19 protein-coding genes are annotated in these 20143 nt (G+C 68.3%); 12 read left to right on the top strand and 7 right to left on the bottom strand.

Annotated features, from left to right (window positions below):
- The first annotated feature begins 50 nt into the window (after window positions 1-50).
- Both LNV28_RS02985 and LNV28_RS02980 read left to right on the top strand, forming a co-directional pair.
- Window positions 51-950 carry a phosphoribosylaminoimidazolesuccinocarboxamide synthase gene (locus LNV28_RS02985; RefSeq protein ID WP_263516577.1) on the top strand — a complete coding sequence of 300 codons (900 nt, stop codon included), beginning with the start codon at window positions 51-53 and terminating at the stop codon, window positions 948-950.
- Window positions 947-2116 carry a hypothetical protein gene (locus LNV28_RS02980; RefSeq protein WP_263516578.1) on the top strand — a complete coding sequence of 390 codons (1170 nt, stop codon included), beginning with the start codon at window positions 947-949 and terminating at the stop codon, window positions 2114-2116. Before LNV28_RS02985 ends, LNV28_RS02980 begins: the two co-directional genes overlap by 4 nt.
- Window positions 2117-2149: 33 nt before the next feature.
- Here LNV28_RS02980 and LNV28_RS02975 read toward each other — a convergent pair whose 3' ends face one another.
- Window positions 2150-3103 (bottom strand): tetratricopeptide repeat protein, encoded by a 954-nt coding sequence (locus LNV28_RS02975; protein WP_263516579.1) that lies wholly within the window; start codon window positions 3101-3103, stop codon window positions 2150-2152.
- 116 nt (window positions 3104-3219) lie between these two features.
- Between LNV28_RS02975 and purE the strand changes: the two genes are divergently transcribed.
- The 10 genes from purE (at window position 3220) to LNV28_RS02925 (ending at window position 13536) form a co-directional block, all read left to right on the top strand.
- Window positions 3220-3747, top strand: a complete 528-nt coding sequence (gene purE, locus LNV28_RS02970) for a 5-(carboxyamino)imidazole ribonucleotide mutase (RefSeq protein WP_411969891.1) — start codon at window positions 3220-3222, stop codon at window positions 3745-3747.
- Entirely contained in the window at window positions 3747-4925 is a 1179-nt protein-coding gene (locus tag LNV28_RS02965) for a 5-(carboxyamino)imidazole ribonucleotide synthase (RefSeq protein ID WP_263516580.1), read from the top strand. The genes purE and LNV28_RS02965 overlap by 1 nt, the downstream gene beginning before the upstream one ends.
- A gap of 11 nt (window positions 4926-4936) precedes the next feature.
- Window positions 4937-5932 (top strand): L-threonylcarbamoyladenylate synthase, encoded by a 996-nt coding sequence (locus tag LNV28_RS02960; protein WP_263516581.1) that lies wholly within the window; start codon window positions 4937-4939, stop codon window positions 5930-5932.
- A gap of 66 nt (window positions 5933-5998) precedes the next feature.
- The gene (locus LNV28_RS02955) at window positions 5999-6988 is read left to right on the top strand and encodes an SGNH/GDSL hydrolase family protein (RefSeq protein WP_263516582.1); all 990 of its coding nucleotides are present in this window, start codon (window positions 5999-6001) and stop codon (window positions 6986-6988) included.
- A gap of 115 nt (window positions 6989-7103) precedes the next feature.
- The gene (gene tsaB / locus LNV28_RS02950) at window positions 7104-7835 is read left to right on the top strand and encodes a tRNA (adenosine(37)-N6)-threonylcarbamoyltransferase complex dimerization subunit type 1 TsaB (RefSeq protein ID WP_263516583.1); all 732 of its coding nucleotides are present in this window, start codon (window positions 7104-7106) and stop codon (window positions 7833-7835) included.
- Complete coding sequence (gene rimI / locus LNV28_RS02945; protein WP_263516584.1) at window positions 7832-8335, top strand: ribosomal protein S18-alanine N-acetyltransferase; 504 nt, start codon at window positions 7832-7834, stop codon at window positions 8333-8335. The genes tsaB and rimI overlap by 4 nt, the downstream gene beginning before the upstream one ends.
- A complete protein-coding gene (locus LNV28_RS02940) occupies window positions 8332-9210 on the top strand; it encodes a uracil-DNA glycosylase (RefSeq protein WP_263516585.1) in 879 nt (292 codons plus the stop codon). The genes rimI and LNV28_RS02940 overlap by 4 nt, the downstream gene beginning before the upstream one ends.
- Window positions 9207-11642, top strand: coding sequence for a putative bifunctional diguanylate cyclase/phosphodiesterase (locus LNV28_RS02935; protein WP_263516586.1), 2436 nt, complete (start codon window positions 9207-9209; stop codon window positions 11640-11642). Before LNV28_RS02940 ends, LNV28_RS02935 begins: the two co-directional genes overlap by 4 nt.
- Complete coding sequence (locus LNV28_RS02930) at window positions 11639-12751, top strand: class I SAM-dependent methyltransferase (protein ID WP_263516587.1); 1113 nt, start codon at window positions 11639-11641, stop codon at window positions 12749-12751. The genes LNV28_RS02935 and LNV28_RS02930 overlap by 4 nt, the downstream gene beginning before the upstream one ends.
- Before the next feature lie 104 nt (window positions 12752-12855).
- The gene (locus tag LNV28_RS02925; RefSeq protein WP_263516588.1) at window positions 12856-13536 is read left to right on the top strand and encodes a DUF502 domain-containing protein; all 681 of its coding nucleotides are present in this window, start codon (window positions 12856-12858) and stop codon (window positions 13534-13536) included.
- 38 nt (window positions 13537-13574) lie between these two features.
- Here LNV28_RS02925 and LNV28_RS02920 read toward each other — a convergent pair whose 3' ends face one another.
- From LNV28_RS02920 to LNV28_RS02895, 6 genes are all read right to left on the bottom strand, one after another.
- Window positions 13575-14780 carry an efflux RND transporter periplasmic adaptor subunit gene (locus LNV28_RS02920; RefSeq protein ID WP_263516589.1) on the bottom strand — a complete coding sequence of 402 codons (1206 nt, stop codon included), beginning with the start codon at window positions 14778-14780 and terminating at the stop codon, window positions 13575-13577.
- Window positions 14781-14786: 6 nt separating this feature from the next.
- Window positions 14787-16082: an ABC transporter permease gene (locus tag LNV28_RS02915; RefSeq protein ID WP_263568731.1), complete on the bottom strand. Its 1296-nt coding sequence runs from the start codon at window positions 16080-16082 to the stop codon at window positions 14787-14789.
- A 33-nt stretch (window positions 16083-16115) separates the two neighbouring features.
- Complete coding sequence (locus tag LNV28_RS02910; RefSeq protein ID WP_263516592.1) at window positions 16116-17153, bottom strand: ABC transporter permease; 1038 nt, start codon at window positions 17151-17153, stop codon at window positions 16116-16118.
- A gap of 8 nt (window positions 17154-17161) precedes the next feature.
- A complete protein-coding gene (locus tag LNV28_RS02905) occupies window positions 17162-17893 on the bottom strand; it encodes an ABC transporter ATP-binding protein (RefSeq protein ID WP_263517147.1) in 732 nt (243 codons plus the stop codon).
- A 258-nt stretch (window positions 17894-18151) separates the two neighbouring features.
- Window positions 18152-19375, bottom strand: a complete 1224-nt coding sequence (locus LNV28_RS02900) for a multifunctional CCA addition/repair protein (RefSeq protein WP_318013821.1) — start codon at window positions 19373-19375, stop codon at window positions 18152-18154.
- An 8-nt stretch (window positions 19376-19383) separates the two neighbouring features.
- Window positions 19384-20064 carry a glutathione S-transferase family protein gene (locus LNV28_RS02895; RefSeq protein ID WP_263516593.1) on the bottom strand — a complete coding sequence of 227 codons (681 nt, stop codon included), beginning with the start codon at window positions 20062-20064 and terminating at the stop codon, window positions 19384-19386.
- Window positions 20065-20143: the final 79 nt, after the last annotated feature.

Here is a 20143-nt window from a genome sequence, read left to right as displayed (position 1 = left end):
GTTTTTGAATGCCGCCTAAAATCCTGGGCAACATTTTCCGGATGCCCACCATGACCGCTGCCTTGCTGAACTCGACCCTCACCTCCTTGCCCCTGATCGCGCGCGGCAAGGTGCGCGAAAACTATGCGGTGGGCGAGGACCGCATCCTGATGATCGCCAGCGACCGCATCTCGGCCTACGACGTCATCATGGGCGAGCCCATCCCGGGCAAGGGCGAGTTGCTGACCCAGATGGCCCTGTTCTGGTTCGAGAAGCTCGATGGCATCGTGCCCAACCACCTGACCGGCGATGATCCGCTGTCGGTGGTGACGGCCGAGGAGCAAGCCCAGGTGCGCGGCCGTTCCATGCTGGTCAAGCGCCTCAAGCCCCTGCCGGTCGAGGCCGTGGTGCGCGGCTATCTGGCCGGCAGTGGCTGGGCCGAGTACAAGACGAATGGCCAGGTCTGCGGCGTGCAACTGCCGGCCGGCCTGAAGAACGCTTCCAAGCTGCCCGCGCCCATCTTCACCCCGGCCACCAAGGCCGAGATGGGCGACCACGACGAGAACATCAGCTTTGACAAGATGGTCGACATCATCGGCCTGGACCTCGCGACCCGGGTGCGCGACATCTCCATCCAGCTCTACCAGCGTGCTGCCGATTACGCGCTGACCAAGGGCATCATCATTGCCGATACGAAATTCGAGTTCGGCCTCGATGCCGACGGCACCCTGACCCTGATGGACGAGGTGCTGACGCCCGACTCCTCGCGCTACTGGCCGGTGGAGAGCTATGCCGAAGGCATCAACCCGCCCAGCTACGACAAGCAGTTCTTGCGCGACTGGTTGGAGGCGGCGGAGGTCGACGGCAAGCCCTGGGGCAAGACCGCGCCGGCGCCCAGTCTGCCCGCTGCCGTGATCGAGCACACCACGGCCAAATACCGCGAGGCGCTGCAGCGCCTGACCCAGTCATGAGCAGCAGCAAGGGCAGCAGCCGGCCTGCCGCCAAGCGTGCGCCTCGGGCCGCGCCCGAGGCCATCAAGAACCGCTTGTTGAGCCGGGTCGAGGCGGAGATCGCTGCCGCGACCCACCAAACCCAGTCGGCCTGCGCCCGCGCGCGTCGGGCCTTGCTGCTGGCCCGCCATGGCCGCTTGGAACAGGCCCGCAGCGAGCTGACCGGCCTGCATCAGCTGGCCTTCCAGCACCCTCATCCCGAACTCGGCGCCTGGCTGCATTTCGCCGAGGGGCTGATGAGTTACTACACCGACTTCAGCAGCTCGGCCCACGAGAAGATCGCGCGCGCTCAGCAGATCGCCCGGGCCGCCAGCCTGCCGGCGCTGGAGGCTCTGTGTGCGGCCTGGTTGGCCCAGCTGGCCTATGTGCGCCATGCCTCCGAGGAGATGCTGCGCCAGGCCGAACTCTGCGACCGCCTGGCCGCTCCCGATGACCATGGCGCGCGTTACCGCCTGTGCACCGTCATGGGCCTGGCCCATCAGTACGCCGATCTCAATGAGCCGGCGCAAGCCTGGTTCTCGCAGGCACGCCGCCATGCCTTGATCGATGGCGATGACGCGTCCGTCTCGGCCCTGATGTACAACATGGCGGAAATGCGCACGGCGCAGGCGCGCCGCGCCAGTCTGGTCGCGGCCTTGGCCGCCGTCTCGGGCGGGCAGGGGCTGCTACTCGGGGCCGATTCCATCAAGCATTACGACGCGGCCATGGGCGGCTCGGTGATGCCTGACCTGACGCCGCTGCTGCGTGCCCAGATCCTGGTGGTCGAGGGCGATTTCGCTCAGGCGCTGGCGCTGTACGAGGCCCATCTCCCGCAAGCCATGGCCAGCGGCCTGGCGCGTTTGGGCAGCAGCCTGCTGGCAGATCTGGCCTGGTGCCGGGTCAATCTGGGCCAGGCGGACCATGGTTTGCTGCAGGCGCGCGAGTCCGAATTCGAACTCGATGCGCATTGCGATGTCGATGACCGCGCCGCCACGCACAGCCGCCTCGCGCAGGTCTATGCCGCACTGGGTCAGACCGAGGCAGCCGCTCAGCACGCCGCCCTGGCGCAAGCGGAATGGCAAGAGTTCGCGGTTCAGCAGGCCGCTTGGGCCGGGCAGCTGCGGGCCACGGCGATTCAGCCCCGCTGATGGGCTAAGGGGCTGGCGGCCGCGCCGCCGGCCTCAGAACAAGGCCATGCTGAGCTTGCGGCGGTATTGGTCCAGCAGCGGGTCGCTGGGCGGCACGACGGCGCGGCCGGCCAGTTCCAGGGTGCTCTTGGTTTCATGGGCCGCAGGCTTGGGGGCCGGCTTGCTCAGCAGTTCCAGGATGGCCACATAAGTCTTGCGCGCCAGCTCGCCATTCCAGCTCTTGTCGCGCATGATGATTTCGAGCAACTCGTCCATGGCTTCGGTGAAGCTCTGGTTTGCCAGCATGCCCTGGGCCAGGGCGTAGCGGGATTCAAAGTCACGCTTGTTGCTGGCGATGGCCGCTTGCAGGGCGGTCACGTCGAGGCCGGCAGCGCTGCGCTCGCAGGCTTGCAGCCATAGGCCCAGGGCGGCGAAGCGGGCATGCGGGGTGATGGTGTCCGCCGCGCGGGCCGCCACCGGGGCAAATGCCGCTTGCGCATCGGCCAGCAAGCCGAGTTCCAGCAATGCACGCACATAGTCGAAGCGCGCCTGCTCATTGGCCGGGTCGGTCTCGACCGCCGCCTGCAGCTTGACCAGGGCCGATTCCAGATCGCCCTCGGCCATCAATTCCTCGGCCTCGGCCACTTCTTCCTGGGCTTCCAGCATCTCGCCGCTGGGCACATGCTTGTCCAGGAATTCGCGGATTTGGGCCTCGGGAACCGCGCCGACGAAGCCGTCCACCGGCTGGCCGCCGGCGAACATCACGCAAAAGGGAATGCTGCGCACGCCGAACATCTGGCTCAGCTGGCTGGCGATCTCGGGCACCTCGTCGCTGTTCAGCTTGGCCAGTTTGAAGCGGCCGGCATAGGCCACTTCGAGCTTTTCCAGCACCGGGCCCAGGGTCTTGCAGGGGCCGCACCAGGGCGCCCAGATGTCCAGCAGGACCGGCTGTTGCATCGAACCCTGGATCAGTTCGGCTTCAAAATTCTGTAGGTTGATGTCGATCATGGTCGAGTGTCGGTGTCGATGATGCGCTGCAATTGCGCGGGGTGGGGCGGGCCTGCAAAGCCAGGAGCCAGCTGCCAGATGGCGCCGGCCGCCTACAATTCAAGGTTTCCCAAGCCATGGAGCGAGTCGTGCAGCATCATCAACCGTCAACGAGCGCAGCACCCCTGGTTGGCGTGGTGATGGGTTCCAGCAGCGACTGGGACACCATGAAGCACGCTGCTGACATTCTCGCCGAGTTCGGCATTGCCTTCGAGGCCAAGGTCGTGTCGGCGCACCGCATGCCGGACGATATGTTCGCCTATGCCGAGAGCGCGGCGGGCCGCGGCCTGCAAGCCATCATTGCCGGTGCCGGCGGCGCTGCTCATTTGCCGGGCATGCTGGCCGCCAAGACGCCCCTGCCGGTGCTCGGCGTGCCCGTGGCCAGCCGCCATCTGCAAGGCGTCGATTCCCTGCATTCCATCGTCCAGATGCCCAAGGGCATCCCGGTCGCCACCTTCGCCATCGGCACGGCCGGTGCCGGCAATGCCGCTCTGTTCGCCGTGGCCATGCTCGCCAACCACAACCCGGCCCTGCGCGCCCAGCTGGACGCCTTCCGCGCCCGTCAGACCGAAGTCGCACGGGCCATGAGCAAGGACCTGGTCTGATGTCGGCGGCCGCTCTGAAACCTTTGTTGCCCGGAGAAGCCACGCTGGGCGTGATGGGCGGCGGCCAGCTGGGCCGCATGTTTGTTCATGCCGCGCAAAGCCTCGGTTATCGCACCGTGGTCTTGGACCCGGACGCCGACAGCCCGGCCGGTCAGGTGGCCCATGAGCACATCCGTGCCGGCTATCTCGACGAGGCCGGTCTGACGCGCTTGGCCGAAGTGGCCGATGCCATCACCACCGAATTTGAGAACGTGCCAGCCCAGGCCCTGGAGCAACTGGCCGCGCGGCGCTTCGTCGCGCCGGCTGGTGCATCCGTGGCTTATTGCCAGGACCGCGCCGCCGAGAAAGCGCATTTCGGTGCCAGCGGCGTCGCCTGCGCGCCTTATGCGGTGATCGAGAGCGCGGCTGATCTGGCCGCGGTGGCTGACAGCCTGCTGCCCGGCATCCTCAAGACCAGCCGCATGGGTTACGACGGCAAGGGCCAGATCCGCGTGCGCAACCGCGCCGAGCTGCAAGCCGGCTGGGACGAGCTCAAACAGATGCCCTGCGTGCTGGAGCAGATGCTGCCGCTGGCGCTCGAGCTTTCGGTGCTGAGCGCCCGCGGCGCCGATGGCACGGTGGTGCAGTTCCCGGTGCAGCAGAACCTGCACCGCGACGGCATCCTGGCCATCACGCAAGTGCCGGCGCCCTCGGTCAGCGAGGCCTTGCAGCAGCAGGCCCTGGCCTCGGCCGCCCGCATTGCCACCGAGATGGGCTATGTCGGCGTGCTCTGCGTTGAGTTTTTTGTGCTGCAAGACGGCTCCCTGGTCGTCAACGAGATGGCGCCGCGCCCGCACAACTCGGGCCACTACACGATGAACGCCTGCGATGTCTCGCAGTTCGATCTCCAGGTCCGTGCCATGGCCCGCCTGCCGCTGCGCACGCCGCGCCTGCATTCGCCGACCGTGATGCTCAATTTGCTGGGCGACTTGTGGTTTGACGCTTCGGGCGCCGAACGCACGCCGGCTTGGGATGCCGTGTTGGCCTTGCCTGGCACCCATCTTCATCTGTACGGCAAGACCAGCGCACGCCCTGGCCGCAAGATGGGCCACCTCAACATCACGGCCGCCACCGCGGCCGAGGCGGAGCGCCTGGCGCGCGAAGCCGCGGGCCTGCTGGGCTTGCCCCAGGACTGGTGAGCGACACCGCCATGTTGCTCGACGCCCGCCAGCCCGATGCCATCGCCGCCGCAGCCGCCCGCTTGGCTGCGGGCGAGTTGCTGGCGCTGCCGACCGAGACGGTGTACGGCCTCGGTGCGCGTGCCGACGACGACGCGGCCGTGGCCAAGATCTTTGCGGCCAAGGGCCGGCCGGCTGACCATCCCCTGATCGTCCACGTCGCCGATGCGGCCGATGCTGAATTGTTTGCGGCCGAACTGCCCGCGGTGGCGCGGCGCTTGATGGCGGCCTTCTGGCCCGGTCCCTTGACCGTGATCGTGCCGCGCAAGCCCGGCGTGGGCGCGGCCGCAGCCGGCGGGCAGGACACCATCGGCCTGCGTTGCCCGGCCCACCCGGTGGCGCGCGAGCTGCTGATCGCCGCCCGCGCCCTGGGCGTGGCCGGTGTGGCCGCCCCCAGCGCCAACCGTTTCGGCCGGGTCAGCCCGACCCAGGCCCGCCATGTGGTCGATGAATTCGAGCCCGGCCTGTGGGTGCTGGACGGCGGCGACTGCGAGGTCGGCATCGAATCGAGCATTGTCGACTGCAGCCGCGCCCATCCGGTGCTGCTGCGCCCCGGCGTGCTGACTCCGGACGAGATCGAAGCCGCGGCCGGTGAGCCTTTGCGGGCACCGGACGCGCAAGCGCCGCGCGCCTCGGGCACCCTGGTCGCGCATTACGCGCCCCGGGCGGTCGTGCGCCTGTACGCCGCCGAAGCCCTGCGTCTGGCCCTGGCCGAAAGCACGGTCCAAGAGCGCCCCGTCGGGGGGCTGGCGGTATATTCGCGGTCGGTCGAGGTGCCGGCCGGCTTGCTGGCCCGACGCATGCCGGAGCAGGCCCGGGCGGCTGCGCATGAGTTGTTTGCGGTGCTGCGGGAGTTGGATGCCGCCGGTGCGAGCGAAATCTGGATTGAGTTGCCGCCTGCGGGCAGCGCCTGGGACGGGGTCAGGGATCGCCTGAGCCGTGCCGCCGCTGCCTTTGTCGGACCTTGAGGTTTGTGGTCGGTGTTTGGCAGAAGGCCAGCACGACCCTTGAGAGTTTCTTTGCTTGGAGTGTTCATGAAGAGTTGCAAAACGGGCGCAGGTCGCGACGTTCGCCAAGGTCGCGCCTGGATGGCGACGCTGGCCCTGGCCGCCGTGGCTGTGCTGTCGGGCTGCGGGGGCGGTACCCAGCAGATCGAGCCTTTCGCCCCAACCCGCATCATGGCTTTGGGCGATGAGACCAGCGTCATCACCGCCGCCGGCAAGAAGTACAGCGTCAACGCGCTCGATGCCACCACCGGCCTGCTGGCCTGCGCGAGCAACCCGAACTGGGTGCAGATCGTTGCCGCCAACTTCGGCATGGTCTTCAAGGAATGCAACCCGACCAATATCGCCAACCCGACGGCCCTGATGTATGCGGCCCCCGGCGCAAAGGTCGCCGACGTGCGCGCCCGCATCGACGCCCAGTTCACCAATGGCGGTTTTGGTCCCAAGGATCTGGTCACCTTGATGGTGGGCAGCAATGACGTGCTGGAGCTCTATGCCCAGTACCCAGCGCAGAGCCGCGACAGCCTGCTGGCCGAAGCGCGTGCGCGCGGCAAGCTGCTGGCGCAGCAGGTGAACCGCATCGGCCTGGCCAACGGCCGCATCGTCGTGGTCCAGGTGCCTGATATGGGCTTGACGCCCTTTGCCATCAAAGAAGCAGCGGCCAAGCCAGGCACCCTGGACCGCGCCAAGTTCCTGTCGGAGCTGACCAGCGAGCTGAACCTGGAAATGACGCTCAATCTGGTCAACGACGGCCGTTTGATCGGCCTGGTCATGACCAACGATGACCGCAGCGGCGGCATCCAGACCATCGTCAAATACCCTGGCGGTTTCGGTTTTGCCAATGTGGTGGCTGCGTCCTGCCAGAGCACCGTGGCCATCACCGAGTGCACGCCCAAGACTCTGGTCACCGACGCCTCGGCCGACACCTGGCTGTGGGCCAGCGACACCCAGCTCGGCCCGGCCGGCCAGCAACGGTTGGGCTCCCTGGCGCTGACCCGGGCGCGCAACAACCCCTTCTGATCGGCAGCCGAAGCTGCGTTGTCGCACTCGCCGGGCCGCGCAAGCGCCCCGGCGTTTGTTTTTGCGCGCGCCTCTGGCTGGCTTTGCTCCCGAACCCCGCAGCTACACTTCCGCCATGACCGTGTTGTTGGCCTTAGACAGTTCCACCGAAACCATGGCCCTGGCCCTCAGCAGCCCGGCGGGCCGCTGGGTTTTCGAGGCCGAAGGAGGCCCGCAGGCCTCGGCTCGCCTGGTGCCGGAAGCCCAGGCCTTGCTGGCTTCGGCGGGCCTGCGTTTGGCTGATGTTGACGCCATCGGCTTTGGCCGCGGCCCGGGTGCTTTCACCGGCTTGCGCGCGGCCTGTGCCGTGGTCCAAGGCCTGGCCTTTGCGCTGGGCAAGCCGGTGCTGTCTCTGTGCAGCCTGGAACTGGTGGCCGAGGATGCGCGCCAGCAGGCCGAGGCCGAGGGGCAGCCTTTGCTTGGCGAGATCTGGGTGGCCATGGACGCCCGCATGAATGAAATCTATGCCGCCGCCTTGCGCTGGGATGGCCAGCAATGGCGGGTTCGGCAGGCGCCGGCGCTGTATGCCCCGGCCAGCCTGCTGGCGCATTGGGAGCGGCCCGAGGCCGTGGCCGGCTCGGCTTTGCAGGTCTTTGCTGAAGCCCTGGCGCCGGCCTTGGAAGGCGTGCGCCAATGGCCGCGCTGCCAGTCGCGCGCGCAGGCCTTGGCGTCGCTGGCGGCCCAAGCCTTTGCACGCGGCGAGCTGCTTGATGCCGCCGAAGCCATGCCGGTCTATGTGCGCGACAAGGTGGCCCAAACCACGGCCGAACGCATGGCCGCCAAAGCCGCGGCCGGGAGCGCCGCATGAGCGCCTGCCCGCAGGACCAGCGCGAACTCGTGCCCGAGGCCCAGCTGCGCGCCATGCGCAGCAGCGATGTGCCGGCCGTGCTGGCCATCGAGCGTCTGGCCTACGAACTGCCCTGGACCGAGGGTAACTTCATTGATTCCTTGGCTGCTGGCTACAGCGCCCTCGTGCTGCAGGCGGCCGACGGTGCCGTACTCGGCTATTGCTTGGCTATGCAGGGCTTTGGCGAGGTCCATCTGCTCAATATCGCGGTCGACCCGGTCTGTCAGGGCCGCGGCCTGGCGCGCCGCATGTTGGCGGCGCTGGCCCAGCTCTGCCGTGAGCGCAAATGCCCGCAGCTCTGGCTGGAAGTGCGCGTCAGCAACCAGCGCGCCCGCGAGGTCTACCTGCAATACGGCTTTCGTGAGGTGGGCTTGCGCCCGGCCTATTACCCGGTCTTGCAGGGCGCGCGCGAGGATGCCGTGTTGATGAGCCTCGATGTGCTGGAGGCGCAGCAGCCATGAGCTGGGATGCACGCCAGACCGCCATGCTCGCGGCCATAGGCCTGCGGGTCTGGCCGCGTGCCCGGGCTGCTGAGCTTGAGTCGCAAGAGCTGGTCGAGGCCGATGTGGCCGTGGCTGAAGCCGTGGTGCCAAGGCCCGTCCAACCCCAACCCGCCCCCGCCATGCGGTCCGCTGCCAGCGCAGCCGCGCCTCTTGTGCCCAAGCCGCCATCAGCGCCCGTGCCCGCCGCCGCACCGCGCCCGGCTCTGCCTGCCGGCGCCCGCGAGCAAGCCCTGGCCGGCTTCGACTGGACCGAGTTGCGCTACGAAGCCGCCGAGTGCCAGGCTTGCCGCCTGTGCCAGGGCCGGCGCGGCCATGTGTTCGGCGCCGGCGAGGAGGCGGCCGATTGGCTGATCGTGGCCGACCCGTCGGGCGAAGGCGAAGACCCCGCCCAAGCTTTTGGTGGCGAGGCTGCGGCCTTGCTGGCCAATATGCTGCGAGCTCTCAAGCTGGACCCGGCGCCGGCCTTGGGCCGCGCCGCGGCGGCGCCGGTCGAGCGAGCCCGTCAGGCCTATATCAGCCTGCCGCTGAAATGCCGGCCGGCGGCCGGCCGCGCACCGGGGCCGGAGGAATTGCAGCAATGCCGCCCCATCCTGGCGCGCCAGGTGGCCTTGTTGCAGCCGCGTGTGATCGTCGCCCTGGGTCGGGCCTCGGCCCAGGCCTTGCTGGGCAGCGATGAGCCTCTGGGTCGTCTGCGTGGCCGCGTCCATCGCCACCAGGGCATTCCGGTGGTGGTCAGCTATGGCCTGGACTACCTGCTGCGCAGCCCGGCCGACAAGGCCGGCGCCTGGGCCGACCTCTGTCTGGCGCTGGAGTCGATCAAGGCCGGCTCATGAACGACGCGACCCTGCCGCCTCAGCCTGCCGAGCTGGGCTGGGACGAGCTGCCCTGTGCTGCCAGCCTGATCGGGCCCCAGGCCCAGCTTTTGCAGGCCAATGCCGCCTGGCATGCCCTCCATCCAGCCTTTGCCTTGGAGGCGACTTGGCTGCAGGCCTTTGCTGCGGCCGAGCGAGAGCAACTGAGCCAGCTCCTGGGTCGTGCGCAGGATTTCGAACTGCTCTTGCCCGGCCATGGCAGATTGCCCGACCTGACCTGCCGGGCCCGCTGGCTGAGCGCCCGCCAGGCCTTCGCTTGCCTCTGGCACGATGTCTCGGCCCAGCGCCGCCAGGAGCAGGCGGCACAAGCCCAGTCCCAGGCCCTGGCCTTGCAAGCCAGCCAGATGCGCTTGCTGGCCGACAACGTGCCGGCCCTGCTGGCTTTCTACGACGCCCAGACCTTCCGCTGCCATTTCGCCAACCGCCAGTACGCCCAGGCCTTCGGTCTGGACGAGCAGAGCATTCTTGGCCGCAGCTTCAGCGAGGTGATCGGGGCCGACGCCCGGCTGCTGATCCAGCCTCAGGTGGATCGCCTGCTGCGCGAGCGGGTGACCGTCAGTTATGAGCGTTATCTGCCTGGCAGCGACCCGGCGCGTAGCGAGGATGGGCGCTGGGTCGAGGTCAGCCTGATCCCGCATCTGGTCGATGGCGCTGCCGCCCAGGCCTGCTTCGTGATGATCAATGACATCACCCGGCACCGCGTGGCCGAGATTGCCGCGCGCGAGTCCGAGGCGCGGCTGCAGAAGTTCATGCAGGCTTCGGTCGAGGGCATTCTGTTTCACCGCCAGGGCCAGATCAGCGACGCCAACCCGCCGCTGTGCCGCCTGCTGGGCTATGGCCTGGACGAGATGGTGGGGCGTGCGGCGCTGGATTTCGTCGTCGATGATTTGCGCGAGCAAGCCGCCCACGTGATGGCCGAGCGGCGCGAGCTCAGCTATGAGTCGGCCCTGCTGCACCGCGACGGCTCGCGCATCCCGGTCGAGCTGATCGTGCGCACGCTGGAGTCGCAAGGCGAACAGCTGCGCATGACCATCGTGCGTGACATCCGCGACCGCCTGGCCGCCCAGGCCCGCATCCAGCATCTGGCCCACCACGATGCCCTGACCGGCTTGCTCAACCGCGCGGCCTTCATGGAACAGCTGGGCCCGGCCCTGCAACTGGCCGAGAGCCGCGAGCGGCGCCTGGCCCTGCTTTTCATCGACCTGGACAACTTCAAGCGCGTCAACGATTCGCTCGGCCATCTCGAAGGCGACAAGGTGCTGACCACCGTGGCCGAGCGCATCACCGACTGCCTGCGCTCCACCGATCTGGTGGCCCGCTTCGGCGGCGACGAGTTCGTCATCCTGCTGCGCGACATCGCCAGCCGCGAGGATGTGATGGTGGTGCTGATGGCGCTGCTGGCCGTGGTCGAGGTGCCGGTGCTGGCCGATGGCTGCCGCTTGTGCGTCACGCCCTCGATCGGCGTGGCCATGTTCCCCGAGCATGGTGGCCGGCCCGAGGAGCTGATCCAGCATGCCGATATGGCCATGTACCAGGCCAAGGCCGACGGGCGTGCCAACTACCAGTTCTTCGATGCCGAACTGGCTCGCCATGCCTACTCCGACCTGGTGCTGGAGAGCGAGCTCGCGCAAGGCCTGGAGCGCGGCGAGTTCGAGCTCTTCTTCCAGCCCCAGGTGGCCGCCTTGGGCGGCGAGCAGGGCGGGGCGCTGATTGGTGCCGAGGCCTTGCTGCGCTGGCGCCACCCCACGCGCGGCTTGCTTGGCCCCGATGCCTTCATCGACGTGGCCGAACGCCACCGCCTGATGCTCAAGCTCGGCGAATGGGTGCTGCGCGCGGCGGCCCTGCAGGCGCGCGACTGGCGCGAGCGCGGCGTGGCAGCGGTGCCGATTGCCGTCAACCTCTCGCGCATGCAGTTCCGCCTTGAGGGCTTTGGTGCCGCGGTGGCGCGGGTGCTGGACGAGGTGGGCATTGCCGGCGAATGTCTGGAGCTGGAGTTGACCGAGCGCATGCTGATGGATGAGATCGCCAGTGCGCCGGCCACCTTGACGGCGCTGCGGGCCCTAGGCCTGGGCGTGTCGGTCGACGACTTCGGTACCGGCTACACCTCGCTCGCTCACCTGACCCAGCTGCCCCTGGACAAGCTCAAGATCGACCAGAGCTTTGTTGCCAAGCTGCCCGAAGACGGCGGTGCCGCGGCCATCACCCGGGCCATCATCCAGATGGCGCGCGGCCTGGGCCTGCATGTCAGCGCCGAGGGCGTGCGCACGCCGGCACAGCGCCGCCTGTTGGCCGACTGGGGCTGCGATGAGCTTCAGGGTGAGCTGATCGGCCCGCCCATGTCCGCCGCCGATTTTGAGCAATGGCTGCAGCAGCGCAGCAGCGCATTCCCATGACCGATGATTCTTCCCAAGCAAGCCCGCTGAGCGAGCGCCTTGCTGCCGAGATCCACGCAGCGGGCGGCTGGCTGCCCTTCGACCGGTTCATGGCCCTGGCCCTGTATGCCCCGGGCCTGGGCTATTACAGCGGCCCCAGCCAGAAATTCGGTCTGATGCCGCAGAGCGGCTCCGACTTTGTCACCGCGCCCGAGCTGAGCCCGCTGTTCGGCCGAGCGCTGGCGGCCCAGGTGGGCCAGGCCCTGCAGGCTTGCAGCTGCGACGAGGTCTGGGAATTCGGTGCCGGTACCGGCGCCCTGGCCGAGCAACTGCTGGGCGCTCTGGGCACGCAGATTCGCCGTTATCGCATCGTCGACCTTTCCGGCACCCTTCGCGCTCGCCAGGCTCAGCGCCTGGCCGCCTGGGGCGACCAGGTCGAGTGGCTGGACCAGCTGCCCGAACAGTTCGACGGCATCGTCGTCGGCAACGAGGTGCTGGATGCCATGCCGGTGCAGCTCTTGGCCTTCGACGGCCAGGCCTGGGCCGAGCGCGGCGTGGTCTGTACGCCCGAGGGCGGCTTTGCCTATGCGGACCGCGCGCAGCCGGGCCTGCAGTTGCCGCTGAGCGAGCCTCCGGTGGGCGCCTTCCCGCCCGGCATGGTCACCGAGACCCACGCCCAGGCCGAGGCTTTTGTCCGCACCCTGGCCCAGCGCCTGCGGCGTGGCGCGGCCTTTCTGATCGACTACGGTTTTCCCGAGCGCGAGTACTACCACCCGCAGCGCCATGGCGGCACCCTGATGTGCCACCACCTGCACCGCAGCGACCCCGATCCTCTGGTTCTGGTGGGCGAGAAAGACATCACCGCCCACATCAACTTCACCGGCATCGCCCTGGCCGGCCAGGACGCCGGCTTCGAGGTGCTGGGCTACACCAGCCAGGCCCATTTCCTCTTGAACTGCGGTCTGGCTGCCCTGCTCGAAAGCGCCAGCGTGGCCGAGCGCAGCATGGCCCATAAGCTGGTGGCCGAGCATGAGATGGGCGAGCTGTTCAAGGTGATCGGCTTTGCGGCAGCAGGCTCGGCGTTTGAGGCGCTGGGTTTTGTGCGGGGGGACCGGTCCCATATGCTGTAAGGAGGGGGGCTTGATGTTGTCGGCCCCGACGCTCCACCGGCAGCCCTCACGCACTTCACTGCTGCTGGCATGATGCCCGCAGTTTTGCTATTCATCTGCCTGCCATGACCAGCCCTCAACCCTTCGCCGCTCAAGCTCGCCGTCACGTCCTGCGGACCTTTGTCACCGGTTTCCTGACTGTGCTGCCCTTGGTGGCCACGCTGGTGCTGCTGGGCTGGGTGATGTCTGTGGTGATGGATTATTTGGGCCCAAAGAGTGTTTTGGGCAACACGCTGGGGCGCTTGGGGCTGCGGCTGACCGAATCGCCTTTTGCCGCATACCTGATCGGCCTGGGCGTGGTGTTGACCTTGGTTTATCTGCTGGGCTTGCTGGTGGAGACACAGTTGCAGCGCCGATTGAAGGCGCAGCTGGAGGGCTTGATTGCGCGCATTCCGGTGATCGGCACGGTCTACGACTTGCTCAAACGCATGATCGAGATGATGTCCAAGCGCGATGAAGCTGGCGTGCGAGCGATGGCGCCGGTGTGGTGCCACTTCGGGGGCGTCAAGCCCGAGGGCGGCGCGCTGGTGCTGGGCTTGTTGTCCAGCCCGGAGCCGGTGGACATTGGCGGCGTTGCCTTCCTCGCGGTGCTGGTGCCCACCGCGCCGGTGCCGGTGGGCGGCGGCCTGTTCTACCTGCCCCAAGACTGGGTGCGCCCGGCCGACATCGGCATGGAAGGCCTGACCAGCTTGTATGTGTCCATGGGCGTGACCACACCCGAGGTGCTGGGCAGCAAGAGGCCTTAACGTCGTTAGTCTGCCTGCTTTGCTCTTGGGCTCTTGTTTCAACGAGCCTTGATTCTTGACCCATCCAGCAAGCCCTGCGGCGGATACACGACCACCGAAGCGCCGGCCGAGAGGCCCTTGCTGACCCAGGCGACTTGCTTGTTGCGCGCTTCCAGTTGCACCTCGCTGAGGTGGGCGCGGCCCCCTTCGACCTTGAACACCGCATGCCGGCCCGGCTCGGCGCCGGGCATGGGGAACACGGCGCTGACGGGCACGAGCAGCGCCCCGTCTTGGCTGCGCGTCATGACTTTGACGGCGACGCGGTAGCCGTCGCCCAGGCCCTGGCGTTGTGCCAAGGGGCTGCTCAGCGCAATCTGCACCTTGACGCGCTGCTCCTCCACGCCCAAGGCCGAAACTTTGGTGAAGGCGCCCGGCTCGACCCGGCTGACCTGGCCGGCCAGCGTGCCCGGCCCGCCCCAGCGCTCGATGCGCACCGGCTGCCCGGCTTTGAGTTGCAGCGCATCGCTGCTCAGCAGCTCGGCCACCACCTCCAGCCGCGCGGTGTCGCCCAGCTCGATCAGCGGCGTGCCCATCGCCACCATGGCCTCGCTGGGCTGCTGCACGCGCAAGACCTGAGCCCCAACCGGCGCGCGCAGCTCGAAGCTGCGGGCCGAGCCCTGGCTCGAACCCGGCTTGTGGGCGCCGAGCGCCGCCCGCGCCTGGGCCAGCTCGTAGCGGGTGATTTGCGCCTCGGCTTGGGCGCTGGCGCGCTCTTGCTGGGCCGCTTGCAGCGCCAGTTGCGCATCGTCTAGATTGGCTTTGGAGATAAAGCCTTGTGCCGCCAGTGATTCGGCTCGGCGCAGTCCATGCTCGGCCTGGGCCAGCGCCACCTGGGCCGCGCCCAGGCGGGCGGCGGCACGCGGCTGGGCGGCGGCCGCGCCATCGGCACGCGCGCTGAGTTCGGCCAGGCTGCGCGCATCCAGCAGCGGCGCCATGCTGGGCTGCAACTGGCCCAGCAAGGCGCCAGCCTGCACCGTGTCGCCTTCTTTCAGCGTGGGCCGCAGCCAGCGGCCGGCCAGCGGGGCCGAGACCTGGTAGCGGTCCAGCACGCGGGTCTTGCCGTCCTCTTCGATGCCGGCCTCGAACAAGCCCGGCTTCGCCTCGGCCAGCTCCACCAGCGTCGGGCGCGGCGCGAAGGCCCAGCCCAGCAGGGCCACCAGCACGGCTGCCGTGCCGGCCAGCATCCACTTCGTTTTCGTCTGCATCGTCTGCTACTCCCTCGTCTTCAAGGCGGCCACCAGATCGAGCTGGTCGATACGCCGCCGCACCACCAGCGCGCTGGCCAGGCCGGCGCCCAACACGGCCAGGCTGGCCCAGGCATAGGTGCGCGGCTGGATCACCACCGGGAACATGAACTGGTCGGATTTCAATGCACCCACCAGACCATGCGTCAGGCCCCAGCCCATCAGCATGCCCAGCGGCAGCGCAATGCCGATCACGATGGCCATCTCGCCCAGCAACAGGCCCGAGACCTCGGCACGCGTGAAGCCCAGCACGCGCAGCGAAGCCAGCTCCCAGCTGCGCTCGGCCAGCGCGATGCGCGCATTGTTGTAGACCACGCCCACCGCGATGACGCTGGCGAACAGCGTCAGGATGGTGCTCATGATGCGCACATTGCGCGCGCTGATGTCCTGCAAATTGCGCACCAAGAGGCTCTTGCTGAAGCTGCCCACCACGCGCGGCAGGGCCTTCAGCGCCCGCAGCAGCTCGCCCTCGTGGCCGCGCTCGGCGATCAGCGCGAATTGCGAAGCCACGTCGCCTTCGCCCAGCAGTCGATTCAGCGCACGGCGTTCGATGTAGGCGTTCAGGCCCATCATTTCGCTCACCGTGGCCTCGAGCGGCAGCTGCAGCGTGCGCACCTGGCCTTCCAGCAGCTCGACCTGCACCAGGTCACCGACGCGCAGGCCCAGCTTTTCGGCCAGCCGGTCGGTCATCACCAGGCCGGTGCTGCTGGGCAAGGCGGCGCGGCCGTCCATATCGACGATGCGGCGCGCCTCGGGCCGCTCGGCCATGCCCTGCAGGCTGCCGCGCTCGCTGCGCGGGCCGTGGATGAATCGCACCGCCACATCGCGGCCCGACTCGGTGCTGAGTACGCCGGGCAGGCGCGCCAGCTCGTGGCGCGCGCTGTCGCTGCCGGCTTCGGCCATCCAGACGGTCACATCCGAGCGCATCGTCACGTTGAACTGTGCATCGACGATGTGGTCGATGGCGTCGCGGAAGAAGTTGCCCAGCACGACGATGGCCACCGCCACCGCGACGCCGGTGATCGACAGCAGGCTGCGCCAAGGCCGGCGCTCCATCTGGCGCAGGATCATGCGCAGCGGCACGCTGCCGCGCACGCCGGGCAGGCGCTCTAGCAGCGCGGCCTTGTAGCGTCCCGGTGCGGCCGGGCGCATCGCCTCGGCCGGCGCCAGGCGCACCGTGGCACCGATGGCATTGAGCGTGCCCGCCACCGCCATGGCCACGCTCACCGCGCCGCTGATCAGCACCAGCGAAGGCTCCAGCACATGCCCATAGCTGCGGAAGCGGAAGAACTCGGCTTACAGGCCCGTCATCATGACGCCCAGCGTCTTGCCCAGCGCGATGCCTAATAGCAGTCCTAAGCTGACAATCACCAGCACCAGCTTCAGGTAGTGCACGGCGATGTTGCGATTGGGGTAGCCCAGGGCTTTCAGCGCCGCCACCTGCTCGCGCTGCGTGGCCACCAGGCGCGACACCACCACGTTCAGCAAAAAGGCCGCCACGCCCAGGAAGATCACCGGCAGCAGCGTGCCCAGCACTTGCTGCTCTTTGATCTCGGCGTCCAGCATCGCGTGTGAGGTCTGGTCCGCGCGGCCATAGGCCTCGCGCCCGCCATAGGGCTGGAGCACCTGGCTCAGCTCGGCGATCACCGCCGCCTCGGAGGCGCCCGGCGCCAGCTTGATTGACACGCGGTTGAAGGCTCCGCGCATATCGTAGGCGCCGGCCAGCTGCTCGCGGTCCAGCCAGACCACGCCGAAGCCGCGCATGTCCGGCAGGCCGCCCAGGCCGGCGAAGATGTATTCGGGTGAGAGCACCCAGCCCACCACCACCAGCTCGCGTTGGCGGCCGTTGATCAGCGCGGTGAGGCGTGTGCCCGGTTCCAGGCCACGGGCTTCGGCAAAGCCGGCGGACAACAGCACCTCGATGGCCCGGGTGCCGGTCGGCTGCTCGCCCAGATCGCGGCCGCGCTGGATGAAGACACGGTTCATGCGCGGCGCACTGCGCGGCTCCAAGCCGATCAGCTGGCCCAGCACCGGGTCATCGACACCGGGCAACTCCAGCCGCACCAGATGCTCGATCCGGGTCTGCACGTCCAGCACGCCGGGCAGCTCGCGCAGCCGTGGCTCCAGGGCCAGCGGCGCGCGCTTGACGCTGGCAAACACATCGGCGAAACGGCCCTCGGCGTAGAAGGCATCGCGCGCCAACGCCAAGGAATCCACCGCCGACAGCGTGGTCAGAAAGCCTCCCATGCCGCAGGCCACCACCAGCGCAATGGTCAGCGCCTGGCTCCACATCAAGCGCAGGTCGCGCAGCAGTTTGCGGTCGAGTGCCCTCATGAGAACAGTTACCAGCTCAGCTCGGAAGGCGAGCGCTTGTGCGCGTTGCGCTCAATGCGCTGGATCGCGCCGTCGCTGAGGTAGATCACGCGGTCCGCCATCGCCGCAATCGCCGCGTTGTGCGTGATCACCACGGCGGTGGTGCCGAGCTCCTTGTTGATGCGCGCGATCACCTCCAGCACCCACTTGCCGGTTTGGTAGTCCAGCGCGCCGGTGGGCTCGTCGCACAGCAGCAGATCGGGCTTCTTGACGATGGCCCGTGCAATCGCCACGCGCTGCTGCTCGCCGCCTGAGAGCTGGGCCGGGAAGTGATCCGCCCGTGGCAACAAACCAACCAGGCCAATGGCCTCGTCCACCGGCATCGGCTGGCTGCAGATGTCGGTGACCAGCGCCACGTTTTCGCGCACGGTCAGGCTGGGGATCAGGTTGTAGAACTGAAAGACGAAGCCCACATGTTCGCGCCGGTAGCGCGTCAGCTCGGCCTCGCTGGCGCCGCTGAGCTGATGCTCGGCAAAGCGCAACTCGCCGGTGCTCGGCACATCCAGCCCGCCCAGGATGTTCAGCAGCGTCGACTTGCCGCTGCCCGAGGCGCCGAGCAGCACGATGAACTCGCCGCGCGCCACGTCCAGATCGACGCTGCGCAGCGCATGCACGGCGGTATCACCGGTGCCGTAGGTCTTGCTGAGGCCACGGGCAAAGAAGACCGGCGGCTCGGCCGAAGGCACTTGTTCTGCTCCCATGCGCCCAGCTTCGCAGCGTGCCGCCAGCAAGGCATTGATAGACATCAAGGCAGCCAGAAAGAGCCGGCGGCGCCGGCCTTGGGCAGCGTGGCAACAGCCTTGTCTTAGGTTTGAAGTTCAGGGCGCATGGCTTCCCGTGCTTCAACCAGGCGCACCGCGCGCTCATTCAGCCGCTTGGCCAGTGCGGTTACCCAGCGCGCGGCCAGGCTGTACATCCCTCAAGTTCAATGCGTCCAACAAACCCGCAGGATTGGTGAGTTATTCGCCCAAGGCCGCCAGCCTCGCCCTCTGCACCGCCCGCCCGATCTCCGGCCCCTTGCGCCCCTCGGCCAGCGCCTGTGCGCTGACGGCGGCCAGGTCCACCGCCTGCACGGCGCGCAGGTCTTGCAGCAGCCGCTCGCGCTGCGGGTAGGGCCGGTCTTCCAGGCCCAGACGGCCGCGGGCGTCGCATTCGCAGGCCCAGAGCATTTGCTCGAAACGCTCGGGGCGGCGCCAGGCGTCGCAGCGCTCCATCAGGCGCAGCCGGGCTTCGGGGCTGAAGCTTTCGCTCTGGTGCACATGGGTGTGTTCGCGTGCGACCAGTTCGGCCAGCTCGCGGCAATCGCTGGGCACGCGCCAGCGTTCGCTCAGGCGCCGCACCAGGGGCAGACTGCGGCTCTCGTGACCGATGTGGCGGGGCAGCACATCGGCGGGGGTCAGGCCCTTGCCCAGGTCGTGGCAGAGGCTGGCGTAGCGCACGGTCAGCGGCGCCTGCTGGCGCGCGCATTGCTGCAGCACCATCAGCACATGGATGCCGGTGTCCACTTCCGGGTGGTGGGCGGGTGGCTGCGGCACGCCGAACAGGGCCTCCAACTCGGGCGCCAGCCGGGCCAGGGCGCCGCAGTCGCGCAGCACTTCGATCATGCGGGCCGGCTGCGCCTCCATCAGGCCTTTGGCGAACTCCTGCCAGACGCGCTCGGCCACCAGGGCGTCGACCTCGCCGGCCGCCACCATCGCGCGCATCAGGGCCAGGGTTTCTGGCGCCACGGTGAAGCCCTCAAAACGGGCGGCGAAGCGGGCCAGGCGCAGGATGCGCACCGGGTCTTCGGCAAAGGCGGGCGAGACATGGCGCAGCACCCGTGCGGCCAGATCGCGCTGGCCGCCGTAGGGGTCGATGATCTGGCCGCTGGCGTCTTGCGCCATGGCATTGATGGTGAGGTCGCGCCGGGCCAGGTCTTGCTCCAAGGTCACATCGGGCGAGGCGTGGAAGGCAAAGCCGTGGTAGCCCGGCGCGGTCTTGCGCTCGGTGCGGGCGAGGGCGTATTCCTCATGCGTCTCGGGGTGCAGAAAGACCGGGAAGTCGCGGCCCACGGCCTGGTAGCCGGCCGCGCGCATGGCGGCCGGGTCGGCGCCGACCACCACCCAGTCGCGGTCCTTGACCGGCCAGCCGAGCAGGGCGTCGCGCACTGCACCGCCGACCAGGTAGGACTTCATCGTCGTCATGGGCACACTCAGGCTTGGGTCCGGTAGGGTTCGTCTTCGGCGATGAAGTCGCGCTCTGCCACGGCGTCGGCCACGAAGGCCTGCACCGCCGGGTGCGCCTCGATGGCCTGAACATAGGCGTTTGCCGCAGCGGACAGTGGCAGGCCGTAGCGGGTAACGCGCATCACCACCGGCGCGAAGTAGGCATCGGCCGCACTGAAGGCGCCGAAGAGGAAGGGCCCGCCGCTGGCGGCCAGGGCCTCGCTCCAGAGCGCATCGATGCGAGCCAGGTCCGCCTTGAGCTTGGGCTCGGTGGCCAGCAGGCGGGCGCCCACGGCCCGCAGTTCCGCATCGATGTTCATCGGGCAGAAGCCACGCAGGGCGCTGAAGCCGGCGTGCATTTCGGCGCAGACGCTGCGGGCGCGGGCGCGCTGGCGCGCATCGCGCGGCCAGATGGCGTGCTCGGGGTGCTGTTCGGCCAGGGTCTCGGTGATGGCCAGCGTGTCCCAGACCACAAAGCCGTCGTCCTCGACCAGCAGCGGCACCTTACCCACCGGGGTCAGTGCCGCCAGGGTCTGGTAAAAGGCCGAGCCGGGGCTGAAGTCAAAGCGCAGCTTCACCTCCTCGAAGGGGATGCCGAAGGCCTTGAGCAGCACCCAGGGCCTCATGGACCAGGAGGAGTAGTTCTTGTTGCCGATGTAGAGCTTCATGGGGTGGGCACTTTCTGAGTGTCGGATGGGGCTTGCGAAAGAACGCTCAGCTTAGCCAGCGTCGCCGCTGAAACTGAAA

Source organism: Paucibacter sp. DJ2R-2 (assembly GCF_025717675.1).
Classification (GTDB): domain Bacteria; phylum Pseudomonadota; class Gammaproteobacteria; order Burkholderiales; family Burkholderiaceae_C; genus Paucibacter_A.
This window is presented reverse-complemented; position numbering and strand designations above follow the sequence as displayed.

What these genes read in the sequence shown, in the direction of transcription:
- LNV28_RS02985 (WP_263516577.1), top strand. Translation starts at nt 51, where the DNA reads ATGACCGCTGCCTTGCTGAACTCGACCCTCACCTCCTTGCCCCTGATC.
- LNV28_RS02980 (WP_263516578.1), top strand. Translation starts at nt 947, where the DNA reads ATGAGCAGCAGCAAGGGCAGCAGCCGGCCTGCCGCCAAGCGTGCGCCT.
- LNV28_RS02975 (WP_263516579.1), bottom strand. Translation starts at nt 3,103, where the DNA reads ATGATCGACATCAACCTACAGAATTTTGAAGCCGAACTGATCCAGGGT.
- purE (WP_411969891.1), top strand. Translation starts at nt 3,220, where the DNA reads ATGGAGCGAGTCGTGCAGCATCATCAACCGTCAACGAGCGCAGCACCC.
- LNV28_RS02965 (WP_263516580.1), top strand. Translation starts at nt 3,747, where the DNA reads ATGTCGGCGGCCGCTCTGAAACCTTTGTTGCCCGGAGAAGCCACGCTG.
- LNV28_RS02960 (WP_263516581.1), top strand. Translation starts at nt 4,937, where the DNA reads ATGTTGCTCGACGCCCGCCAGCCCGATGCCATCGCCGCCGCAGCCGCC.
- LNV28_RS02955 (WP_263516582.1), top strand. Translation starts at nt 5,999, where the DNA reads ATGAAGAGTTGCAAAACGGGCGCAGGTCGCGACGTTCGCCAAGGTCGC.
- tsaB (WP_263516583.1), top strand. Translation starts at nt 7,104, where the DNA reads ATGACCGTGTTGTTGGCCTTAGACAGTTCCACCGAAACCATGGCCCTG.
- rimI (WP_263516584.1), top strand. Translation starts at nt 7,832, where the DNA reads ATGAGCGCCTGCCCGCAGGACCAGCGCGAACTCGTGCCCGAGGCCCAG.
- LNV28_RS02940 (WP_263516585.1), top strand. Translation starts at nt 8,332, where the DNA reads ATGAGCTGGGATGCACGCCAGACCGCCATGCTCGCGGCCATAGGCCTG.
- LNV28_RS02935 (WP_263516586.1), top strand. Translation starts at nt 9,207, where the DNA reads ATGAACGACGCGACCCTGCCGCCTCAGCCTGCCGAGCTGGGCTGGGAC.
- LNV28_RS02930 (WP_263516587.1), top strand. Translation starts at nt 11,639, where the DNA reads ATGACCGATGATTCTTCCCAAGCAAGCCCGCTGAGCGAGCGCCTTGCT.
- LNV28_RS02925 (WP_263516588.1), top strand. Translation starts at nt 12,856, where the DNA reads ATGACCAGCCCTCAACCCTTCGCCGCTCAAGCTCGCCGTCACGTCCTG.
- LNV28_RS02920 (WP_263516589.1), bottom strand. Translation starts at nt 14,780, where the DNA reads ATGCAGACGAAAACGAAGTGGATGCTGGCCGGCACGGCAGCCGTGCTG.
- LNV28_RS02910 (WP_263516592.1), bottom strand. Translation starts at nt 17,153, where the DNA reads ATGAGGGCACTCGACCGCAAACTGCTGCGCGACCTGCGCTTGATGTGG.
- LNV28_RS02905 (WP_263517147.1), bottom strand. Translation starts at nt 17,893, where the DNA reads ATGGGAGCAGAACAAGTGCCTTCGGCCGAGCCGCCGGTCTTCTTTGCC.
- LNV28_RS02900 (WP_318013821.1), bottom strand. Translation starts at nt 19,375, where the DNA reads ATGACGACGATGAAGTCCTACCTGGTCGGCGGTGCAGTGCGCGACGCC.
- LNV28_RS02895 (WP_263516593.1), bottom strand. Translation starts at nt 20,064, where the DNA reads ATGAAGCTCTACATCGGCAACAAGAACTACTCCTCCTGGTCCATGAGG.